Source organism: Tunturiibacter gelidiferens, assembly GCF_014201335.1.
Taxonomy (GTDB): Bacteria; Acidobacteriota; Terriglobia; order Terriglobales; family Acidobacteriaceae; genus Edaphobacter; species Edaphobacter lichenicola_E.
The window spans coordinates 300,748-320,457 of sequence record NZ_JACHEB010000004.1; the positions used below are offsets into that span (position 1 = coordinate 300,748).

The following is a 19,710-nucleotide window of genomic DNA, read 5'->3' on the forward strand; positions in this document are numbered from 1 at the left end:
TAAGATGGTGGCCTTTGAGGACGAGGTGAGCTATGCACGATCTTGTGGTCGATCTTGTGATTATTGCGGTGTGCGGAGCGCTGGGCGGCTTCGTGAATGTGTTCATTGGCGACTCCGGGCTTCATCTGCCGACAATCGAACAGGGTATCTTTCGCCCCGGATACATCGGTGTTGTGCTGGTTGGATTGGTTGCCGCCGTTGGCGCCTGGCTTGCGACGCAGACGGCTGCTCTGACGGGCAACATGACGCCGTCACCGCCGGTTGTGCTGAGGCTTTCTGAGTTGAGCACGGCGATTATTGTTGGTTTCGGCGGGGCGCGGTGGTTCAAGTCGGAGACTGAGAGTACGGTTTTTCGTAAAACGGCGGCGGTTGCTGCGGGGAAGTCGGCCGATAGCGAAGCAGCTGCGACGATCGCTTCGGGAACGGCATTTGAGGCGTTGTCTGCGGCGAATCGAATGTCTTGACCGTGAAGCAAGACAACATTGGGGTGACTCCGCTGATATGAAATATCGTATGTCAGAAGTGGGTGGTCGCTATAGACTCTCTCTATTCTGTTTTTTCCTTTGAGGGATTGATGAGAAGCAAGATCGTGCTGGTGCTTTGTTTGTTGATGATGGTTGGTCGAGGAGTGCTTGGGCAGGCTGCTCCGGCGTCGAGTCAAGAGGAGTTCATCAAGACCCACTACGCAAAGTTTGAATATCGGATTCCGATGCGGGATGGGGTGAAGTTGTTCGTGTCGGTGTATACGCCGCTGGCTGGCGCGTTTAAGGACGCGGGGCCGTATCCGTTTCTGATGACGCGGACGCCGTATAGCTGCGCACCGTATGGCGAAGATCAGCTGCCGAAGCGTTTGGGGCCGAGCGGGGAGCTTCTGGAGTCGGGCTATATCTTCGTCTGTGGAGATGCGCGCGGGCGGTTTGAGAGTGAGGGCGTGTTTCAGGAGATGAATCCGCATATCGACGATAAGAAGTCGAACAAGGATGTGGATGAGTCGACGGATATGTACGACACCGTTGAGTTTTTGCTGAAGCATGTGGAGAACAATAACGGCAAGGTGGGGATTACGGGGATCAGCTATCCGGGTTTCTATACGTCGGCGAGCATCATCGATTCGCATCCGGCGATCAAGGCAGCGAGTCCACAGGCTCCGATGACGAATCTGTTCTTCAACGATGATGCGTACCATGGCGGCACGTTTATGTTGTCGGCCAACTATGGGTTTTATGTTTTCTTCAAGCCGCAGAAAAATCCGACATTACCCGATAAGGGAGAGTATTCGGAGCCTAGTGGACCTGACAGTTACAAGTTTTATTTGAAGGCAGGACCGTTGGAAAATCTGGATAAGAGGTTCGATGGATCGAACTTTTTATTCCACGACCAGCTGGTGCATATGACGTATGACGATTACTGGAAGAAGCGCGATCTGTCTGTACATATGAAGAATGTTCATGCAGCGGTGATGACTGTCGGCGGTTGGTTTGACGCGGAGGATCTTTCGGGGCCATTCAAGACGTTTCATGCGATCGATGAGTTCAATCCGGGGTCAGTGAATACGCTGGTGGTTGGTCCCTGGACGCATGGTGGATGGGCTCGAGCAGACGGTGATCGTCTTGGAGATGTGACTTTTAATTCGAAGACGTCTCTGTTTTTCAGGGAGCAGATTCAGTTTCCGTTCTTCGAACACTATCTGAAGGGGCACGACGGCGGGGTATTGCCGAAGGCTTATGTATTTGAGACGGGCAGTAATGTCTGGAAAAAATATGATGCGTGGCCACCTAAGTCTGCGTCGGCGAAGACACTTTACTTTCGTGATGGCGGCAAGTTGAGCTTCGAGGCTCCTTCAGAGAACACAGGAGTGGATGAGTATGTGAGCGATCCGGCGCATCCGGTGCCGTTTGTGGGTTACACAACGGATACGGTGCCGCAACGGTATATGGACGACGATCAGCGGTTCGCTTCGCGGCGGCCGGATGTGTTGACCTACGAGACCGAGCCGCTGACCGAAGACGTGACGATCGCGGGGCCGGTGCGGCCTAAGTTGAAGGTGGCTTCTACCGGGACCGATGCGGATTTTGTGGTGAAGCTGATTGATGTCTATCCGAATGATTATCCCGATCCGCCTGCCGATGCTGTCGGCAAGCGAGTGTTGGGAGCGGCTCCGATTTTGATGGGCGGATATGAGCAGTTAGTGCGGGGCGAGCCGATGCGCGCGAAGTTTCGCGATAGCTGGGAGAAGCCAACGGCACTGACGCCAGGGAAGATGGTGGAGGTGAACTCGGAGATGCCGGATGTTAACCACACGTTCCGCACGGGGCACCGAATTATGGTGCAGGTGCAGAGCTCGTGGTTTCCGTTGGTCGATCGGAATCCGCAGACGTTCGTCGATATACCCTTCGCGAAGCCGGGGCAGTTTGTGAAGGCGACGGAGAGTGTTTATCGCAATGCTGGCGCGGCGAGTGGAGTTGAGGTGCTGGTGGTGCCGCAGCACTGATTGCTGGGAAGTCGTAGAACTGACGGGCGATCGTGAGAGTTTTCGCGATCGCCCGTTGTGTTTAACCGCGGAACGCTGGTCCACCGAAGGGCGTGCCTACGGATCCACCGTCTACGAAAAACTCGACAGCGTTGACGTAGGAGGAGTCATCGGAGGCGAGAAAGAGGATTGCTTTTGCGAGCTCTTCTACTTTGCCGAAGCGACCCAGGGGAATGGTGGAGGCGATACGCTTTGCGAGCTCACCGGCTTCTTCTGCGGAGCGTTCGTTGCGGCTCCAGATGGGGGTTTCCGTAGCGCCGGGTGCGACGACGTTGACGCGGATATTTCGTGGGGCTAGATCGCCGGCGATGGAGCGGGCCATGCCGCGGAGTCCGGCTTTGCTGGCAGCGTAGGCGGCGTAGCCGGGTTGGCCCAGGGTGCCGATGACGGAGCCGTTGAAGATGATTGAGGCGCCATCGTTGAGGAGTGGGACCGCTGCTTCGACGGTGAAGAAGGCTCCGGTGAGATTGATGCGGATGATGTTTTCGAAGACGGCTTCGTCGGTGCTGCCAGTTTTGGTCTGTCCCGCGATTCCTGCATTGGCGAAGACGATGTCGAGATGGCCGAAGTCTTTGGCGATTTTGGCGAAGAGGTCTTTGCGAGCAGCCGAGTCGGTGACGTCGGCGCGGTAGGCTTTCGCTTTTGGCCCGAGCAGCTTGACGGCTTCGTCGAGAGTCTTCTGGTCACGGCCTGTGATGGCGACTTCTGCGCCTTCTTTTATGAAGAGCTGAGCGGTGGCGAGGCCGATGCCGCTGTTTCCGCCTGTGATGAGAGCTTTCTTTCCTGCGAGTTTCATTGGTTCCTACTCCTTTACCTTCGAGGTCACTGAATTTGAGTATGGGCCGTTTGAGTTGGTGGCGACTCAGAGCTAATATTTTATACATGATGATTGTCATGCATAACGTTCTTGTAAGCATGATGCTTATCATGAATAATGTCAAGAGTGAGGATTTTGGAGGTGGTGTGATGAGATATCCGGCGGCCGAGACGGCAGAGAAACACGAGAGGATTTTGAATGAAGCGGCGCGGCTATTTCGCGAGCACGGATTTTCAGGTGTGAGCGTGAGCGAAATCATGAAGGCGACGGGTTTGACGCATGGGCCTTTCTATAACCACTTCGATTCGAAGGAAGCGTTGATGGCAGATAGCGTGCTGCATGGGATGCAGAAGACACTCGATGGACTGGAGGGGACTGAGGCATCGGCTAAGGGCAAGGCTGAGTATGTGCGGCGCTATTTGAGTAAGGCTCACATGAATGCAGGCGGCGGAGAGTGCACTATGGCTGCACTCGCGTCTGAGATTCGTCGCGAGCCGCAAGTGAAGGGGCCCTTTACGCTGCGGTTGAAGGCGATCGTGGAGGCCATGGCATCGCACTTTCCGTGGAGTTCTAAGCGGGCGGCGCGGGGCGATTCGATTCGGGCACTTTCGGCGATGGTGGGGGCACTGATTCTCGCTCGTGCTGTGGAGGATGGTCCGTTTGCGGAGGAGATCTTAAACGAAGTGCGGAAGGGCTTGGTGTGACCGCTTCCGTTTAGCTTCGAAGAGTCAGGCGTTGGCGAAGGGATGTTCTAGGGACGGGCTTTGTGCGGTGAACATCTTGCCGCCTTCTTCGGTCAGGTGCCAGTCGTCTTCGAGTCGGACGCCGAATTCGCCGGGAAGGTAGATGCCAGGTTCGTCGGAGAAGCACATACCGGGAGCGAGGGGCGTGGCGTTGCCGCGAACGAGGTAAGGCCATTCGTGGCCGTCCATCCCAATGCCGTGGCCGACGCGATGGGTGAAGTGTCTGTAGTCGGGGCCGTAGCCGGCGGCGGTGATGAGGTCGCGCGCGGCGGCATCGATGGCCTGGCATTGGACGCCGGGACGTGCAGTGGCGAGCGCGGCGGATTGGGCTTCGAGAACGATTTCGAAGACCTTGCGAGCTTTGTCGAGTTTGGCGATTGTCGGGTCACCGAGGACGAAGGTGCGAGAGATGTCGGATTGATAGCCTTCGACAGTGCAGCCGTCGTCGATGAGGATGATCTCGCCTTCGCGGATGATCTGCGGTTGCAGGGAGCCGTGGGGGAGCGCGGAGTACTCGCCAACCTGGCAACTGGCGTCGCCGGTGACACCGCAACGGGTGTAGGCGGTGTCGACGAGTTGCGAGAACTGGCGGTTGGTCATGCCGGGTTGTGCGGATTCGTAGCAGGCTTTGTAGACGGAGAGGGTGATGTTGTTGGCGAGCTGCATGAGAGCTAGCTCGGCGGGGGTTTTGATGCTGCGGCAGCCGTAGGTGATGGGGGTGGCGCTGGTGGTGGTGAGGGTGGGGCTGGTGTGGGCGATGCCGTCGGCGAAGACGAATTGGGTGCGTTCTTCGATGCCGATCTTCCCGGAGGCGAGGCCCGATTCCTTAAGGGCTTTGGCGAGGAGTTGGTAGGGGTCCTCGTCTTCGTTCCAGGTGTAGACACGGGTGGTGGAGGCGGAGGGTAGGGTGGCGGGTTTGGCTTCCATGCGTTCGCGTACGCGGCCTTCTTCAAAGACGGGGCAGACGATGAAGGGAGCGCCAGTTGCGGGGAGGGTCCATGCGAAGAAGCGCTCGGACTGGCCCCAGCGGAGGCCGGTGAAGTAGGTGAGCGACGTGCCGGTGGTGATGACGATGGCGTCGATTTTGTTCTGGTGCATGAGGGCGCGTGCGCGGTCGAGGCGCTGCTCGCGCTCGGCGAGGGTGATGGGGACGGCTTCGGCGCGGCGGTTTGTCAGGGCGGCGATGGCGGGAGGGAGTTTCTCTGATTGCTGAGCTTGTGCGGTGAGCGTGAGGGCGGGAGTGGCTGCTGCGGCGGCTAGGAGGAAGCGGCGGCGTGTGGGCATCGGTGGGAATAGTGTACGGGAGAGTTAGTGGGCTGAACTAAGATTGATGGTGAGGAATTGGCGCGATGGCGATGATTACGACGGTGCAACAGCATATTTTGCAGCAACAGCAAGCTGCCCTGAAGGCTACGGGGCGGGAGGCGTCGGGGACGTTCAGCTGGTTGCTGAGTGGGATTACGCTGGCTGCGAAGATGGTCGAGGCGAAGATTCGCTCGGCGGGGTTGAGCGATGTGCTGGGTGCGTTTGGCGCGGAGAATGTGCAGGGGGAGCAGCAGCAGAAGCTGGATGTGTACGCGAATCAGGCGCTGCTGCATTGCCTGGGGCTGCGCGATAGCGTTGCCGCGCTGGTGAGTGAAGAGGATGAGGAGCCGGTGACGTTCAACCGGGATGCGGAGACTGGGAAGTACATTATCGTGTTCGATCCGCTGGATGGTTCGAGCAATATCGATGTGAATGTGAATGTGGGGACGATCTTCAGCGTGTTGCGGAGGATGCCGGCAGAGCTGGGCACGCTCGAGGAGTCGATTCTGCAGCCGGGGTTTCGGCAGGTGGCGGCGGGGTATGTGGTGTATGGGCCTTCGACGGTGTTGGTGTATACGACTGGGAACGGCGTGCATGGGTTCACGCTCGATCCGACGATCGGGGCATTTGTGTTGAGCAACGAGAAGATGACGATGCCGGAGCAAGGGAGTTACTACTCGGTGAATGAGGCGAATGCTGCGGGCTGGCCGGAGGAGTATCGCGGGTATGTGGATATGCTGCGGACGGGGGGATTGCAGAAGGAGTACAGCTCGCGCTATATCGGGAGCCTGGTGGCGGATTTTCACCGGACGCTGCTGAAGGGGGGAGTGTTTTTGTATCCGCCAACGTTGAAGCAGCCGAAGGGCAAGCTGCGGTTGTTGTATGAGGCGAATCCGCTGGCGTTTATCGCGGAGCAGGCGGGTGGGATGGCGACAAGTGGTGCTGGGAGGATTCTGGATATCAAGCCGGAGGGGATTCATCAGCGGACGCCGTTTTGTGTAGGGAGCAAGCGCGAGATGGAGGCGCTGGTGGCGGCGGTGAGTCCGGTGGGGGTGAAGTGAAACTCTTTGTCGCAGAGGTGATTGATATTCGTGAGGAGTCGCGTGTGGCGGGACGGCAGCGATGGCAGATGGCGCTGAATAGGACGGAGTTTGGGGCTGGCAATGTGGGTGTGTTGGAGGCCGTGGCTCGTAGCGGAGCTAAGCTGGTGGTGCCGGTGCTTGGCGTGGTGATCGAAGCGGGTGAGGTGTGGCATGTGGTGGAGAAGCCACTGGCTGCGGGTACGGCCGTAACAGGGCGGGTGGGCGTGTCAGTAGAGTGATGCCGGGCGTTTCGGCCAGGACGCGCGGTTGAGTCGTAAGGGTTGTTGCTGATACACTCGGAGATGTTGTTTCGGCCGTGTTGTGCCTGCGAAAGCGGTGTGCGATGCGGGTTTGGTGGGGGGCTGTAGCTCAGTTGGGAGAGCGCCTCGTTCGCAACGAGGAGGTCAGCGGTTCGATCCCGCTCAGCTCCACCATAGAAACCAATAACCTGCCGCATGGGTAGAAAGTTTACCGATTCATTTGTGTCGTTGTTTGTGTTGTAACCCTCCCTTTTGCCCCCAAAATCATTTGCTATCGGGTTAGCCATCGACAGGGAATCGAGCGCGGTTCGTTTCTCCTGAAGACGAACGTGCGAGTAGTGCTGAAGCATCTTTGGGGAGACGTGCCCCGCAATCGACATTGCGGTGGCATCGCTGGCCTGGGACTCCGCAAGCTCTGTAATGGCGTGGTGGCAAAGGTCATGGAAGCGCAAACCTGCCAAAGGGCTTTTCGAACCTTTGATAGCTGTGTTGCACTCTTGATTGGAGCAAACGTCGGCGGGTTTCTGGAGTCGTTTGCAAGAGGGACAGAAAATCACTTGGGTGAGGTGTCTCCATGACGTGCGCCAGCTCTTCTGAGGACGTGTCGCGTCGATCTGGGCGGTTTCACAGGCGGGGAAGACGTAATGGTTCGCCTGGAGAACACGGAGGGTTTGGGCACGCCGATAGAGCGCGAGAACCACGTTCCAAGCGTCCGCATTCAAAGGGATCATGCGCTCCCCGGCATCCGTCTTGCTTCGCCGAACAGTCAAGGTGCGCTCGATCAAGTCAATGTCACGCCAGCGCAATTGTTTTATCTCGCATTCGCGCATCGTGGTATTTAGCGCGAGTGTGGCGGCCCAGGCCGCATTTTGCCACTCAGGGCGAGCAGCGGCGACCTTGAGAAGATGCAATTTTTCATCGTGCGTCAGGGCGCGGCCGATGTTCTGACGTACAGGGAGAGGGTGAATATCGTCAGAGAAATGATGCCACCGCTTCGCCTTCTTCAGCACACCCCGGATAATATCCAGTTCGCGGTTCACGGTCGCGTTCGCGATCCCTGCCGTCTTCCGGTCGCGAATATATGACTGTACTTCCGCAACCGTGATTCGGCTGACCTGAATTTTCCCCAAATGGCGATTGATTGCCTTCGCTCTCTCGCGCTCGGTTTGAATGCTGCAAGGGGCGAGGTGGGACAGCCTGTCCTCAAGAAACTGAATTGCGGCGTCGGCAAAGGTAAGTTGGGCCACGGCATTCTTGGTTGCTGAGAGTTTACCGGACTGCGCAGCGGAGATGAGGACTTTCTCCTTCGCTTGTGCCTCGCGCCAATCACTTGTTTCAAGCGACTGCCGGAATCGTTGCCCGTCAACAAAGAAATGCGTGTGCCATGTTTTACCGCGCTTTTTTAGGGACATTTTTTTCTTCCTTTCGCTTCCGTTGACGTTCGGACAAGATCGTATCTTTCTCACGATCCCAATATTCCAACTTGAGGCGATTTATGTTCCATCGCTTACAGACAACTGCGTTGCACAACGTCTGCTTCATGTGATGGGCGACAAAATAGGGATTTTGGCATTCGGGAGCTTTGCAAATGCGGAGCCGTTCCATTGGGATAGTGGCAAGGCAGACGTCCAGCAGCGTCCACATGTCCTTTACAAGAAGTTCCGCACTCCCAGAATTGAAGGTGAGGAAGCTCTGTTCGCCTAATCGAACTGACCGACCCAATTCACCAATATCGCTGATGCCCATCGATTCGAGGGTAGGAAGCTTGGCAGGAGTGGTCATATTCCACGTGTCTCGAAAAAGTCGATGCCACCCATACCATTTCTTGAGTTCGATTACGAATTCTCCTTTGACTATGGAGGTACTCAACAAGGGGCCGAACTTTTGGGTGAACTTGAGCACTCCGGAGGGCGTGTTTGGCCAATTCGCAAACCTCTCAGCCATCAGCGACGGATTATCAACGATCACATACCCTTTCGCGATCTTCCCCCGCACCTCCTCAGCCACAAGCCTTGCTTGGCCGGGCTTGGCTAGAGTTAAGAATCGCGAAATGGTCAAGCGTGTATCTAGATTCATAAAGTTGTTGTTGTATCTAGCCAAGAAGGAAAATATAACAGCAATCAGAGGAGGCACCACAATGAAAAATCAAATTTATTTGACAGTTCCTGAGACCGCAAAACGTCTCAAATGCACGACCAAATATGTCTACGATCTTCTCTATTCTGGTGCAATCGAAGCCAAAAAATACGACGGCCGATGGCAAATTCCAGATCAAGTTGTTAATGCTAGGTTGGCGAAGATGGTAGCGAAATGAACGAAAATTCGCCGAAACTGCTCAATCTTGCATCTGTGGCGGAGCAAATGGCTGTATCGCCACATACGGTTCGGAAATGGGTAAGAGATGGCAAGCTCCATCCGTTGAGAGTCTGCCGTCGATTGCTCTTTGAGCCTTCTGATATACAGCGCCTTTAGAAGCTTCGCGCTATCCCACGCTGGGGGCTCTGTGATCGAACAAAGCCAGCTGAGTACGGAGAATTTGTTGAATAAGTGCAGGGAATGGTTGCGTAAATACGTCATGATAAATAGGGCCCAAGAAACTGTTCTAGCAGTTTGGATAGTGCACACTTGGGCGATTGAGGCGGCCGATTACACCCCATACCTCCACATCACCGCCCCGGAAAAAGGCTGCGGCAGGAGCCGCCTGCTGGAAGTTCTCGAAAGTGTGGTTTCCAAACCTTGCAAGACGGGAGGGATGACCGCTCCAGCATTGGTAAGGACCGTGGACAAGGAGAAACCCACGCTCCTGCTCGACGAGATAGACGTTGTGTTTCAAGGTAACAAAGAAATGGCGGAGGTTGTTCGAGGAATTCTGAATGAGGGATTCAGACGAGGTGGAAACTTCCCTAAATGCAGCGGGGCTAATTTTGACTTGCAGGAATTTCGAGTCTTTTGTGCGAAAGCTATCGCTGGAATCGGGGAAATACCGGATACAGTCGCAAGCCGTTCCATTGTGATCTCTATGCGACGTAAAGGTGCTTCTCAGACCGTCCAAAGATTCCGAGAGCGTGAGGTGAAGTCACCCGCTAACGAGATCGAGCGCGCCCTTGAGGAATGGGCAACGGCTGTCATAGTGGAAGAATTGAGAAATGCTCGACCACTCTTTCCAGAATGCCTGACTGATCGTCAACAGGACATAAGCGAGTCTCTTCTTGCAATTGCCGACTATGCAGGAGGCGAATGGCCTATGGAGACACGGACCGCCTTGGAAATTCTCTTCAGTTCAACCGAGTCCCGGGACAATTCCATCGGGGTCCAACTACTCCTAGACATTCGTGATGTGTTTGAAGAGGGGAGCATTTCGAAGATCTTTTCCGCTGATCTCGCTTCAGCTTTATGCGAGATGGAAGGCCATCCCTGGGCTGATTTTAAAGGGAGTGAAATGGACGCGCAATCGTTGGCGCGGGAACTGAAGAAGTATCACATTACACCTCATGGGACGATACGTATTGGGACAGATACGCGTAAGGGTTACGAGCGTGACGCGTTTATACAGTCCTGGGATAGTTACTGCCCGCGGGTTGCTAATGGGGTCACAGGGGTCACAGGGGTCACAATCGTCACAAACCCTTTGCTCCGTCAGGATAGTCATGAGACGCATGATCTATCGCAGTAAACACACTCTATCCAATTAAAAGTGACGGTTGTGACGGCTGTAACCCCATTTCGCGGACGGCAGTTCTGTACCTTCAAACCTTGTCCTGTATGCCAATGCGATGGGAGTGTTTCCACCTAGAGCCTGTTTTTGGCCAACTCGGATATCTAAGCCTCTGATTTTGCTCAGTTCTCTGCGAATTGCGGAACTGATATGTGGCAGACTCTCGATTTCTGGTTCTTGGGTCTTCAATACATGGGCGTGAAATGGGAGAGCACGATTCCAGACATCAAGAATGTGGAAAAGGTGTTCTCTGGCGTTTTGAGGCTCAGGCATGTTCGGCAACAACACCGTGACCGATGAAAAGTAAAACTAGCTGCAAAAAGCGATTGACCAAGGGGCTTCATTTAGTAGATTGAGTACGACCCAATCTCTCGTCGATGGCCCGCAATCCTTTTCGTATGCAGCCTGTCGAATATGTGACGTCATCGGGCACATCCAATCCCTGAAGCTTGCCCGAGACATCATATAACTTGCTATCCGTTGCGCGAAGCATTTCTAGCATTTCCGACGCACGTTCCCTCGACGCAATTACCGCGTCTTCGACCGCCGACACCTTGCAGTTGATCTCTTTCGTGCGGATACGGAATTCTTGAAAAAAGGGAAAACACGACCAAACCGCGAATACCAGACCAATAGTAAAAAGATGGTCCTTCCCATAAGAGGCGAGACTGTCACCGGAAACGAATGCTATTGTTCCGGTCACGGATAAATAAAGGATGAGAAGAACGCCTCCACTCCGCGATACGCGTCTTACTTCCTCCCTGACTCGTTTATCAACTTCATCCGTTTTTTGAAATAGGAGAGCCATTCCGCACACCTCTAGTCCCTCGGATATCGGGCGCTCACTTTTTCGGCTTTTTCGATGAACTCCTTCAAGTGTTTCGCGCACGCCTCGGCGGTGCTCTGGATCTGGTTGGTGCGCTCCCAGCCTTGCCGACGGCATAGGCGAAGACGATTTGTGAAGAATGGGCGTCGATCACCGACATACTGGAGCTGGTCGACCCACGAGCAGAGGCTCGTGCCTGAGCATTTCGCGCGCCTTCCTGGAACCCCGGATTTCCACTATCGGTCCCATTTGTGTTGTTGATGATGACAGTGGGTTGTGGCGAGCTTCGATGGCTGAAGAGGTGTTCTCTCGCTCTCATTCAACCACTCGGGGTATTCACGCGGCTCCAGGATGACGGCCTAACGGTCATGAATCTCAGACATCTTCGCATTAGGATCATCAGTGATGATTGCGAGCGTATCTTCCCACTGTCCAGTCTTCGGATTCTTCCACGGTCCCCACAGGCCAGCCATTTCAAGGCTTTACTTTCCTTCCTACCAATCCTCTGGACGTGACCTTAGGAGCTTAGGGCTTATAGTCTCACCGCGAACGCTTAACATGCTTCATCGAGAACTTAGCCTTATCCAGGCGGTCTGCCATGGAAGGAAAGGCTGACGTTGGTCCCCTCCAAAGCAGCTCGTCAACGGTTGCATAGAGGGGAAGATCAGTCCGAAGTGTAGCAAGGTCTCGGAAGAGAAGGGCCAGCTCACGCTTACTGTTGAAAACGTCGGATAGGCTTCTTTGATTAGAGACGGTCACATGCCAATCCTGGGCGCAAGGTGGGATGGCTTCCAGCTTGCCAAATCGCGATAGGACGGCTGCAGCGGACTTTGCACCCCATCCTGGCAACCCAGGATAGCCGTCCGCTGTATCGCCCACCAAGGCGAGGTAGTCTGGAATAGAGCTTGGTTTGACTCCGAACTTCTGTATGACTCCCTGTTCATCCCGCTCTAGACGCCGGCGGCGGTCAAGTTGAACAACCCGCGTTCCCTGAACGCACTGAGCAAGATCTTTATCCGGGGTACTGATGACGACACGCTCAACTCGAATGTCTTCCCGTGCGAGGAAGGCTGCCGACGCCAGCGCGTCGTCGGCCTCATACTCTTCCATCGGCCACACCGTCACTCCGAGCGCGCACAGGGTTTCTTCCAGCAACGGGAATTGAGATAACAGCTCGGGGTCCACACCCTGCCCGGTCTTATATCCGGGCCACATTCGGTTTCGGAATGATTCAATCACATGGTCCGTCGCGACGCCGATGTACGTCCGACCGGCCTGCATCATGCCTAAAATTGAACCAATGACGCCGCGCACGGCGGCTACTTCGCGATCTTCGCTATCTCTAGCAGATGGAAGTGCATAAAAATGCCTGAAGAGCTCGTAGGTTCCATCAATCAGGTGTACTTCCATAACGCTCCTTTAAATTCATAAGGAACCATTAGGCACATGTGATCGTTACGGCGCTTATGTCATCTTCTTGTCCAAAGCTTTGGGCTTCACTTGCAAGGACCGCGGCTGAAACACGTTTCTGTAATAGCGCCGATACCCGCCCAAATCCGAACAGTTCACCTTCTTCGTTGCGAGCTTCTGTGATCCCATCAGAGATGAGCATCAATGAATCGCCCTGCCCGAGTTTGAGGTGAGACACCGTGAACTCCGGTGCGGCAATCATTCCAAGTGGGAAAGCTCCCTCCAGCGGAAGCTCTTTGCCGTTGAGATAGGGAGGCACTCCTCCCGCGTTGACCAAGGTCACCTCACCCGTAGATTCGATAGACAGTGCGATACAAGTAGCATTCGCGCCTCCTCGACCAAAGAGACGACGATTAAGAGCATTTAGGACGTTGATCGGTTCTACACTCGTTTCCGTGGCTGTGCGGATCGTGCCAACTATCATCGCTACCAGCATACCCGCCTGTAGCCCTTTCCCTGCAACATCCCCGACGACGATAAGTACGGAGCCATCTTGCGTATTCGGAATGACCTGAAAGAAATCGCCACCGACTTCGCGTGCTGGACGATAATCGCTTTCGATCGATAAGCCTGGCAGTCGGACTGTCTCTGGCAGGAGAACGCGTTGAACCTCTTGAGCTTGCTTTACATCAAGTGCGAGTTCTTGCTGACGCTGTATTGACTGCCTTAGTCTGCGAAAAAGAAGGATAAACAACACCACCATCATGAGCAGGCTTGAAATCTGACTCAATCCAATCCTGACGCCAAAGATCATGTATCGAACCGCGATGTGTAACTGTTGAAGCTCAAATCCGAAGCGGCCAATCATCAACAAAAGAACGGCTGGGAGCACGAGCCAGGCTCCCGCTGAGCGGCGACGAATTCCCCAAAGAACAATAAAAAGCATCAATCCAAACAGGGCCAGCTTCACGGCAATAGAGGACCACGAAAACCACTGGGCCGCATGAATTGATACGTAGGGATATAGAAAGCTCTCTCCTATCGCCGCAGAGAGCATGTAAGCAAGGGTGAGAAGTGCGACAGCTTTGGGAACCCAATCATGCTCCAGGCGAAACCAAATCCACCAGACGATCGCCCATCCACCTATGATCAGCGGGCCGACCACGACGTCAATCAGAAACTCGCCAGTCAGTGCGCCCAGGTGCTGACCAAATGCTTCGGCGACAATGATCACCGAATTCAGAAAGATCAACAAAAAGATCGTTCCCATCCACCTGTAGACCAAATCGGAGCGATCAAATCTTGAGAGGCTGAAGGCTATTACCGCTAAAAGCAGGAAGAGAGATCCCTCGACCATAGTCGAGACGTACGCCCGGAATAGTTGGAGCCAGCCCAAGTGATTTGCTGCTGAAACCGCTCCCGTAGTGCCGATGACCGGTGCTGTATGAATACCTCCCGCGTCTGGCTGAGTTGCGCCCGTAAACGATGCCATCCATACACGAAAAGCGAGGGTGTGTTCTGACGGGGAGTCCGCAAGAGCTGCTGGAGTCCAAGGCAGGTTGAAAAATATCGGTCGGCTTGCAAGGATCTTTGGGTATCTGCCGCTAAAATCGCCAAAGCTGCCTAGAAGAGTGCCGTCAGTAAAGAGTTCGTAGGCGTCATCTACGTAACTCGGTCCCGACAGCGCGAGCGGGCTGCTGAAATTGCTGTTGGTCACTCGGACCCGGATACGGTACCAGGCATATCCGAAGTATCCGCGGTGGCCGCGATCAGTCCACCCTTTTACAGTGCCGGAAAATCCTAGCCGCATCACGTCGACGCGCCCGTTGGCAGGCGCCAGGTCGACCGTCTCCCACTTCGAGTCGTCGAAATCAGGCCGAGCCCACAACATCTGGCCGGCGGTCGGATCTACCGGCGAATCGCCAACCGTAAACTTCCACGGCCCATAGAGCGGCACCTCGGATTCACCTAGTGTGATCTGAACTGCCTTGCCTGAAGGCTGTGTTTTGTGAAGCACCTGAGGGCGAGCAAATCGGGAAAACAAAAGACTCACCAGAAGAAAAGCAACGCGATTTGATCGTCGCACGATGATGACTCCCCGATATTTAGCAGGATTTTGAATGAATGGTACACCTGCTAACCCGATAAGAAGAGACATCTGCAGAATTTGCTTTCCAGTCAGGAAAGAGACGACGAGGATGATCAATCCTTTAGTCCCCGGGCCGAGGGGCGACGGCGGGTTTAGCTTGGAATGGTGTCGAACAGCTTTTTCATTGACACGAAGCTCACTTCTGGTTGCCAATCACGGCTCAATGAGTGACTCGGCGATTTGGCGTCAATTGGCATGAGACAAAACACTCCTCTAGAAACTCTTCCCTCCGACAGGTCGGAGTCAACTCCGATCTATCGGAGTTGATGAAAATGACGGACGCTCTTTGGCCGCACCCGAACACCTCTAAATAGAGGCCACTAGGCGCTTACGCATTTCATTGGAGGCATCGGTGAATTGGTCTTCTACGTGCTGTTCTCATGAAATATTCTCTCTGTCACATGAGAACGGCGACCCCCGTGCATGTTTTTGCTAAAAACTGCAAGGAGATTTAGGGGCTAAAGCTAGGAGACAAACATGTTCGTGCGTCGCAGCGAAGTTCCCGTGCTCGATTCACCAAAATGGTCAAACCGAGTATTTAAGGCGATACGAACTATTTCTAAGCTCGCCGCATTCGCAGCCATATTTCCGGCTGCGATGGCTTCAGGCCAGCAAGTCACTGGCGATTTGGGCTCGCCCAGCGCTACAACGACAATCGACGGAAAGCAGTTGCCGCGGCCAGATCCGCCGTTCGGCGGGGTGATCAAGCAGAGCGCTGTGGAGTCGACACCCTGGTGGGCACCGCGTATCGTGCCGCCTAAGGGTGCGCCCAATATCCTGCTGATCATGACGGACGACCAAGGGTACGGGGTCTCGGGGACATTCGGCGGTGTAATCCCCACTCCTTCACTTGACCGCGTCGCAAGAGCGGGGCTGCGCTATACGCAGTTTCATTCCACAGCTCTTTGTTCCCCGACCCGTGCCGCGCTAATTACAGGCCGCAACCATCACTCGGTAGGCACCGGCATCATTGGCGAGCTCTCCACGGGATTCCCTGGTTACAACACCATTATTCCGAAAGACGCCGCAACCATCGGTACGATTCTCAAGGGAAACGGCTACTCCACCTCCTGGTTCGGCAAGAATCACAATACCCCTGTCTTCGAAGAGAGCCCTGCGGGCCCGTTCGACCAATGGCCATCGGGTCTGGGTTTCGAATACTTCTATGGGTTTATGGGCGGGGAGACCGATCAATGGACTCCATTTTTGTTTCGGGATCACACTCAGGTCTTCCCGTGGGTGAATAAGCCGGGTTACAACCTGACCACCGACTTGGCGGATGAAGCGATCAAGCACATGCGCGATCTGAATTCGTCGGCGCCCGACAAGCCGTTTTTTATGTACTACGTGCCCGGCGGCTCGCACGCCCCACACCAACCGACGAAGGAATGGCTCGATAAATTCAAGGGCAAGTTCGACATGGGTTGGGAGAAGATGCGAGAACAGATCTTCGCCAACCAGAAGCGATTGGGTGTAATCCCGGCAGGTGCTCAGCTCACGCCATGGCCCGATAGTTTACCGAGATGGGATTCGCTTACCGCCATACAAAAGAAAATCTACGCGCGGCAGGCAGAGGCGTTTGCCGCTTACACCGCATACACAGACTATGAAGCTGGTCGTGTCATCCAGGAAGTTCAAGACGAAGGCAAGCTCGATAACACCCTGATTATCTACATCGACGGAGACAATGGGACCAGCGCTGAAGGCAGTCTCCAGGGCACACCCAATGTGATGACTGCGTATAACGGGATCCTCAGTCTTCCTGAAGTCGTACAGGCGCTGAGCTATCGGGACTGGGGTTCTGACAAGACTTACGCGCACATGGCCGCGCCGTGGGCCTGGGCGTTTGATACTCCCTTCAAGTGGACCAAGCAGATCGCCTCGCACTTCGGCGGCACCAGGCAAGGTATGGCGATCTCATGGCCCGGCCACATCAATGACGTTGGCGGGATTCGCACACAGTTTCATCATGTCATCGACATCGTGCCAACGATCCTTGAAGCCACTGGCATCCAAGCGCCTGAAGAAGTCGACGGAATAAAGCAGAAGCCCATCGAAGGCGTGAGCTTGGCCTATACCTTCGACCAGGCAAATGCTGAGGCGCCATCGAAGCGCGACACCCAATACTTTGAGTTGGCAGGAAACCGCGCAATTTATCACGACGGATGGATCGCTAGTACGACGCCGCCTGCGGGCCCGTGGGAAATGGGACTAGGCAAACTACCCGATGTCGTCAACGGTTATAAATGGGAGCTTTACAACATCAGCCAGGATTATTCTCAATTCAACGACGTAGCTGCCCAATATCCCGACAAGCTCAAAGAGATGCAGGCGCTCTTCCTGAGCGAGGCTGCGAAATATAACGTGTTCCCGATGGACAACAGAGCGTTCAGTCGTATCGTCACACCACGTCCAAGCACGGTAGCCGGCAAGACGGAGTTCACGTACACAGGTGAGGTCTCCGGCATTCCACCTGGAAATGCGCCGAGCATTCTGGACCGGGACTACACCATGACTGCAGACTTGACCATTCCCGAAGGTGGTGCAGAGGGAATGATCGTCACTATGGGCGGACGCTTCGGTGGCTACGGCCTTTACCTGTGCAGAAGCTTCAATTGGTGGAACGTTGGAAGATTCATCAAGGCCGGAGGAGTTCTGCTATTCCTCATCGGACTATTTCTGACATGGCTTGCCATGAGAAGAAAGTGGTCGATCTCTGCACTACGATTCGGTCAGACCATCATGGCGTTTGGGGCGCTTGCTGTTCTTGCGGTCTTTGCGATTGCGATCCTGGGGATAGGTAAGGGCCGACCAGTGTTTGTTTATAATTTGCTGGATCTGAAGCGCTACCTCTGGCAAGGCAGCACCATAAGTGCCGGCAAACACCAACTTGTGTTTGACTTCAAATACGATGGGCCAGGTCCAGGGAAGGGAGGCACCGGCGTGTTATCGGTTGATGGCAAGGTCCTCGATCGAAAGACAATTCCACACACAATTCCTCTTGTGGTGACATTCTTTGAAACTTTCGACGTCGGCGTGGATACTCGTACCCCGATTGATCCAAGCTACGAGCTCCCGTTCCGCTTCACCGGCAAGATCGACAAACTCACTATCAGAGTTGGCCCGTCGCAACTTTCGGAGCCGGAGAAAGTTACAGCTGCAGAAACTATCCAAAAGGATTCAGACTAAAGTCGCAATGTCCCGCTTGTTCGAGGTTTGCGGGCAACTGCTGAAGACGGCGTGAAGCATGGAAGGAATCAGATGGACCAGGATAAAAAACCGTCGGTTCTGTTCGTCTATTACAGCTTTACGCGCCAAACCCACAGAGTCGTCGAAGCCATGGCCGGGGCGTTGCGCGATCGAAATGTTGAGGTCACTGTGGCACAGATTGAATTTACAGATCGCCGCTACGCACATCGGTTCGATAAATTCCCCATGCCTGACCCTTACCTCGACGTCTTTAAAATGATACCGGCCACACTCCGCCGGGCGACAGGGTCCATCCGTATTCCGGACGGAACCACGGAGCGGGAGTACGATCTTGTCTGCATCGGTTCACCCACATGGTGGATGTCCATGAGCGTACCGGTCCGCTCGTTTTTGGAGTCCGATGCGGCAGCCAGGGTCCTGGCGGGAAAACCATTCGCCATAGCGGTTCTATGTCGACGCTATTGGCGGCACAACTTCAATAGTGTAAAAAGATTGGCAACTAAGCGCGGCGGTCTGTTTAAAGGCGGCATCCACTTTGTCTATCAAGGTGGCCAGGTACGGTCGATGCTTTCGCTTCTCAGTTATTTCGGATCGGGCGAGTATCGGTCTCGATATTTAGGCGTGAAGATCAAGCCAACGAATCTTCGGGAGTTCCAGCTTGAAGACGCCAGGGCTTTCGCGAACGAGTTGGCAAGCCAGTTGTTCGTTACTGCTTCCTAGCGGCGGTCACCCGCTTTCTCGGGAATCAGACAGGCAAGAACATGATGCACATCAGAAATGGAGATCAAGCGATGAGTCAGAACCACTTCACCCTCAGCTTTCCCCTAAAGTCGCCTGCAGATGCGAAAGCTGTGTCAGAAGAGTTGCCGCCGTTGATGACGGATCTGTTCAAAGTTGAAGATGCGATCGGCACTGTCCACTATTCGCGCTTCACGGTACTTAGAGACAGGCTTTTTTTTCTCGGCGACTTCGACGGCGAATTCGGTCAGCTCATGACGGATTTCGCCACGCACTCGGGTTCTTTATTCGATACGATCTTCCAGCATGTATCGAATCCTCCACCTAGTCCAGTCTCCGCTAATTCAAATGCGTTTGTTGAATGGGCCGCAGAACACCTTCTCGGTGCTGCAACGCTCTTCAGCGCGTATCCAGATGCGACCGTCAAGGAGATTAAAGCCTTGGCGTCGGACGCTGCTGTCGAAGCGGCTGGAGTAATCAACCCATTTCTGTTGATCCTTCCCATCAAGTCGAAGCTTGCCTACGTGGAGGTAGAGTTGCTCCTGCGTGCGAGATCGCACAAGACCCAAAAGGATCTCGCCGCCGTTGGTACACCTCACTTCGCCCAATTCGTTCCTTTAGGGAACCTCGAGGTAGGTTTCTTTACCGTATACGACGGCTCCTTTGACACATACATCGCCGATTTCACTAAATTTATAGGACCCGTCTTCGATCTCGTATTCAAATTCACCAAAGACCCACCACCGTCTCCGTGCAGAAAGTATGTTCAGGAATTCATTGACTTTGGGAAAGGGATTAATCTCAATCCTATTGGGTTTTACAAAGCCTATCCTGGGCTCAGCGTGCAAGATATTCATGCTCTGGTTGCGGATAGACAGAGCGATCCAACGGCTAAAGTCGGCACTACACATTAAAGAAGGACACT

At 54.6% G+C, this 19,710-nt stretch carries 18 protein-coding genes, 1 tRNA gene and 1 pseudogene; 12 read left to right on the top strand and 8 right to left on the bottom strand.

The genetic code is table 11. The features are described 5' to 3' along the window. Positions 1 to 32 precede the first annotated feature (32 nt). Together HDF14_RS10090 and HDF14_RS10095 are read left to right on the top strand one after the other, a co-directional pair. Positions 33 to 464, top strand: a complete 432-nt coding sequence (locus HDF14_RS10090; protein WP_183976066.1) for a hypothetical protein — start codon at positions 33 to 35, stop codon at positions 462 to 464. A 110-nt stretch (positions 465 to 574) separates the two neighbouring features. Beyond that, the gene (locus HDF14_RS10095) at positions 575 to 2,491 is read left to right on the top strand and encodes a CocE/NonD family hydrolase (protein ID WP_183976067.1); all 1,917 of its coding nucleotides are present in this window, start codon (positions 575 to 577) and stop codon (positions 2,489 to 2,491) included. Between the two features lie 61 nt (positions 2,492 to 2,552). Here HDF14_RS10095 and HDF14_RS10100 read toward each other — a convergent pair whose 3' ends face one another. Next, positions 2,553 to 3,326 carry an SDR family oxidoreductase gene (locus tag HDF14_RS10100; RefSeq protein ID WP_183976068.1) on the bottom strand — a complete coding sequence of 258 codons (774 nt, stop codon included), beginning with the start codon at positions 3,324 to 3,326 and terminating at the stop codon, positions 2,553 to 2,555. Positions 3,327 to 3,457: 131 nt separating this feature from the next. Here HDF14_RS10100 and HDF14_RS10105 point away from each other — a divergent pair, with 131 nt between their 5' ends. Next, positions 3,458 to 4,051 (top strand): TetR/AcrR family transcriptional regulator, encoded by a 594-nt coding sequence (locus HDF14_RS10105; protein ID WP_260698161.1) that lies wholly within the window; start codon positions 3,458 to 3,460, stop codon positions 4,049 to 4,051. A 24-nt stretch (positions 4,052 to 4,075) separates the two neighbouring features. Here the strand turns inward: HDF14_RS10105 and HDF14_RS10110 are convergent, their stop codons facing one another. After that, entirely contained in the window at positions 4,076 to 5,374 is a 1,299-nt protein-coding gene (locus tag HDF14_RS10110; protein ID WP_183976069.1) for a M24 family metallopeptidase, read from the bottom strand. Between the two features lie 65 nt (positions 5,375 to 5,439). Between HDF14_RS10110 and fbp the strand changes: the two genes are divergently transcribed. The 3 genes from fbp (at position 5,440) to HDF14_RS10125 (ending at position 6,911) form a co-directional block, all read left to right on the top strand. Next, the gene (gene fbp, locus HDF14_RS10115; protein WP_183976070.1) at positions 5,440 to 6,456 is read left to right on the top strand and encodes a class 1 fructose-bisphosphatase; all 1,017 of its coding nucleotides are present in this window, start codon (positions 5,440 to 5,442) and stop codon (positions 6,454 to 6,456) included. Then, positions 6,453 to 6,716 carry a hypothetical protein gene (locus HDF14_RS10120; protein ID WP_183976071.1) on the top strand — a complete coding sequence of 88 codons (264 nt, stop codon included), beginning with the start codon at positions 6,453 to 6,455 and terminating at the stop codon, positions 6,714 to 6,716. The genes fbp and HDF14_RS10120 overlap by 4 nt, the downstream gene beginning before the upstream one ends. 119 nt (positions 6,717 to 6,835) lie before the next feature. Then, positions 6,836 to 6,911, top strand: a tRNA-Ala gene (locus HDF14_RS10125). 209 nt (positions 6,912 to 7,120) lie between these two features. Here HDF14_RS10125 and HDF14_RS27520 read toward each other — a convergent pair. Together HDF14_RS27520 and HDF14_RS10135 are read right to left on the bottom strand one after the other, a co-directional pair. Continuing rightward, a pseudogene (locus HDF14_RS27520) lies at positions 7,121 to 8,149 on the bottom strand (tyrosine-type recombinase/integrase); the annotation flags it as partial. Continuing rightward, on the bottom strand, positions 8,127 to 8,813 hold the full coding sequence (locus HDF14_RS10135; RefSeq protein ID WP_183976072.1) for a hypothetical protein: 687 nt from the start codon (positions 8,811 to 8,813) through the stop codon (positions 8,127 to 8,129). The gene HDF14_RS10135 and the pseudogene HDF14_RS27520, both read right to left, overlap by 23 nt. 61 nt (positions 8,814 to 8,874) lie before the next feature. Between HDF14_RS10135 and HDF14_RS10140 the strand changes: the two genes are divergently transcribed. The 3 genes from HDF14_RS10140 to HDF14_RS27185 are packed head-to-tail and all read left to right on the top strand — an operon-like array spanning position 8,875 to position 10,410. Beyond that, the gene (locus HDF14_RS10140) at positions 8,875 to 9,051 is read left to right on the top strand and encodes a helix-turn-helix domain-containing protein (protein ID WP_183976073.1); all 177 of its coding nucleotides are present in this window, start codon (positions 8,875 to 8,877) and stop codon (positions 9,049 to 9,051) included. Continuing rightward, complete coding sequence (locus tag HDF14_RS27525) at positions 9,048 to 9,209, top strand: helix-turn-helix domain-containing protein (RefSeq protein ID WP_183976074.1); 162 nt, start codon at positions 9,048 to 9,050, stop codon at positions 9,207 to 9,209. The genes HDF14_RS10140 and HDF14_RS27525 overlap by 4 nt, the downstream gene beginning before the upstream one ends. Before the next feature lie 31 nt (positions 9,210 to 9,240). Then, positions 9,241 to 10,410 carry a DUF3631 domain-containing protein gene (locus tag HDF14_RS27185; RefSeq protein ID WP_183976075.1) on the top strand — a complete coding sequence of 390 codons (1,170 nt, stop codon included), beginning with the start codon at positions 9,241 to 9,243 and terminating at the stop codon, positions 10,408 to 10,410. Between the two features lie 382 nt (positions 10,411 to 10,792). Here the strand turns inward: HDF14_RS27185 and HDF14_RS10155 are convergent, their stop codons facing one another. The 4 genes from HDF14_RS10155 to HDF14_RS10170 form a co-directional block, all read right to left on the bottom strand. Continuing rightward, positions 10,793 to 11,260 carry a hypothetical protein gene (locus HDF14_RS10155; protein WP_183976076.1) on the bottom strand — a complete coding sequence of 156 codons (468 nt, stop codon included), beginning with the start codon at positions 11,258 to 11,260 and terminating at the stop codon, positions 10,793 to 10,795. A gap of 377 nt (positions 11,261 to 11,637) precedes the next feature. Next, positions 11,638 to 11,751, bottom strand: coding sequence for an SOS response-associated peptidase family protein (locus HDF14_RS27530; protein ID WP_183976077.1), 114 nt, complete (start codon positions 11,749 to 11,751; stop codon positions 11,638 to 11,640). A gap of 67 nt (positions 11,752 to 11,818) precedes the next feature. Further along, complete coding sequence (locus tag HDF14_RS10165; protein ID WP_183976078.1) at positions 11,819 to 12,688, bottom strand: 5'-3' exonuclease; 870 nt, start codon at positions 12,686 to 12,688, stop codon at positions 11,819 to 11,821. Positions 12,689 to 12,716: 28 nt separating this feature from the next. Continuing rightward, positions 12,717 to 13,958 carry a PP2C family protein-serine/threonine phosphatase gene (locus HDF14_RS10170; RefSeq protein ID WP_183976079.1) on the bottom strand — a complete coding sequence of 414 codons (1,242 nt, stop codon included), beginning with the start codon at positions 13,956 to 13,958 and terminating at the stop codon, positions 12,717 to 12,719. A 1,356-nt stretch (positions 13,959 to 15,314) separates the two neighbouring features. On the opposite strand from HDF14_RS10170, the gene HDF14_RS10175 reads away from it, so the two are divergent. The 3 genes from HDF14_RS10175 to HDF14_RS10185 all read left to right on the top strand — a co-directional run bounded on the left by HDF14_RS10175 (position 15,315) and on the right by HDF14_RS10185 (position 19,699). After that, a complete protein-coding gene (locus tag HDF14_RS10175; protein WP_260698163.1) occupies positions 15,315 to 18,026 on the top strand; it encodes a sulfatase-like hydrolase/transferase in 2,712 nt (903 codons plus the stop codon). A 72-nt stretch (positions 18,027 to 18,098) separates the two neighbouring features. Further along, positions 18,099 to 18,767, top strand: coding sequence for a flavodoxin family protein (locus HDF14_RS10180; protein ID WP_183976080.1), 669 nt, complete (start codon positions 18,099 to 18,101; stop codon positions 18,765 to 18,767). 71 nt (positions 18,768 to 18,838) lie between these two features. Beyond that, complete coding sequence (locus tag HDF14_RS10185; RefSeq protein WP_183976082.1) at positions 18,839 to 19,699, top strand: hypothetical protein; 861 nt, start codon at positions 18,839 to 18,841, stop codon at positions 19,697 to 19,699. Positions 19,700 to 19,710: the final 11 nt, after the last annotated feature.

Excerpts from the sequence above, each read along its gene's own strand:
- HDF14_RS10090 (WP_183976066.1), top strand. The coding sequence starts at position 33 with ATGCACGATCTTGTGGTCGATCTTGTGATTATTGCGGTGTGCGGAGCG.
- HDF14_RS10095 (WP_183976067.1), top strand. The coding sequence starts at position 575 with ATGAGAAGCAAGATCGTGCTGGTGCTTTGTTTGTTGATGATGGTTGGT.
- HDF14_RS10100 (WP_183976068.1), bottom strand. The coding sequence starts at position 3,326 with ATGAAACTCGCAGGAAAGAAAGCTCTCATCACAGGCGGAAACAGCGGC.
- HDF14_RS10105 (WP_260698161.1), top strand. The coding sequence starts at position 3,458 with ATGAATAATGTCAAGAGTGAGGATTTTGGAGGTGGTGTGATGAGATAT.
- HDF14_RS10110 (WP_183976069.1), bottom strand. The coding sequence starts at position 5,374 with ATGCCCACACGCCGCCGCTTCCTCCTAGCCGCCGCAGCAGCCACTCCC.
- fbp (WP_183976070.1), top strand. The coding sequence starts at position 5,440 with ATGGCGATGATTACGACGGTGCAACAGCATATTTTGCAGCAACAGCAA.
- HDF14_RS10135 (WP_183976072.1), bottom strand. The coding sequence starts at position 8,813 with ATGAATCTAGATACACGCTTGACCATTTCGCGATTCTTAACTCTAGCC.
- HDF14_RS10140 (WP_183976073.1), top strand. The coding sequence starts at position 8,875 with ATGAAAAATCAAATTTATTTGACAGTTCCTGAGACCGCAAAACGTCTC.
- HDF14_RS27525 (WP_183976074.1), top strand. The coding sequence starts at position 9,048 with ATGAACGAAAATTCGCCGAAACTGCTCAATCTTGCATCTGTGGCGGAG.
- HDF14_RS10155 (WP_183976076.1), bottom strand. The coding sequence starts at position 11,260 with ATGGCTCTCCTATTTCAAAAAACGGATGAAGTTGATAAACGAGTCAGG.
- HDF14_RS27530 (WP_183976077.1), bottom strand. The coding sequence starts at position 11,751 with ATGGCTGGCCTGTGGGGACCGTGGAAGAATCCGAAGACTGGACAGTGG.
- HDF14_RS10165 (WP_183976078.1), bottom strand. The coding sequence starts at position 12,688 with ATGGAAGTACACCTGATTGATGGAACCTACGAGCTCTTCAGGCATTTT.
- HDF14_RS10170 (WP_183976079.1), bottom strand. The coding sequence starts at position 13,958 with ATGGGAACGATCTTTTTGTTGATCTTTCTGAATTCGGTGATCATTGTC.
- HDF14_RS10175 (WP_260698163.1), top strand. The coding sequence starts at position 15,315 with ATGTTCGTGCGTCGCAGCGAAGTTCCCGTGCTCGATTCACCAAAATGG.
- HDF14_RS10180 (WP_183976080.1), top strand. The coding sequence starts at position 18,099 with ATGGACCAGGATAAAAAACCGTCGGTTCTGTTCGTCTATTACAGCTTT.
- HDF14_RS10185 (WP_183976082.1), top strand. The coding sequence starts at position 18,839 with ATGAGTCAGAACCACTTCACCCTCAGCTTTCCCCTAAAGTCGCCTGCA.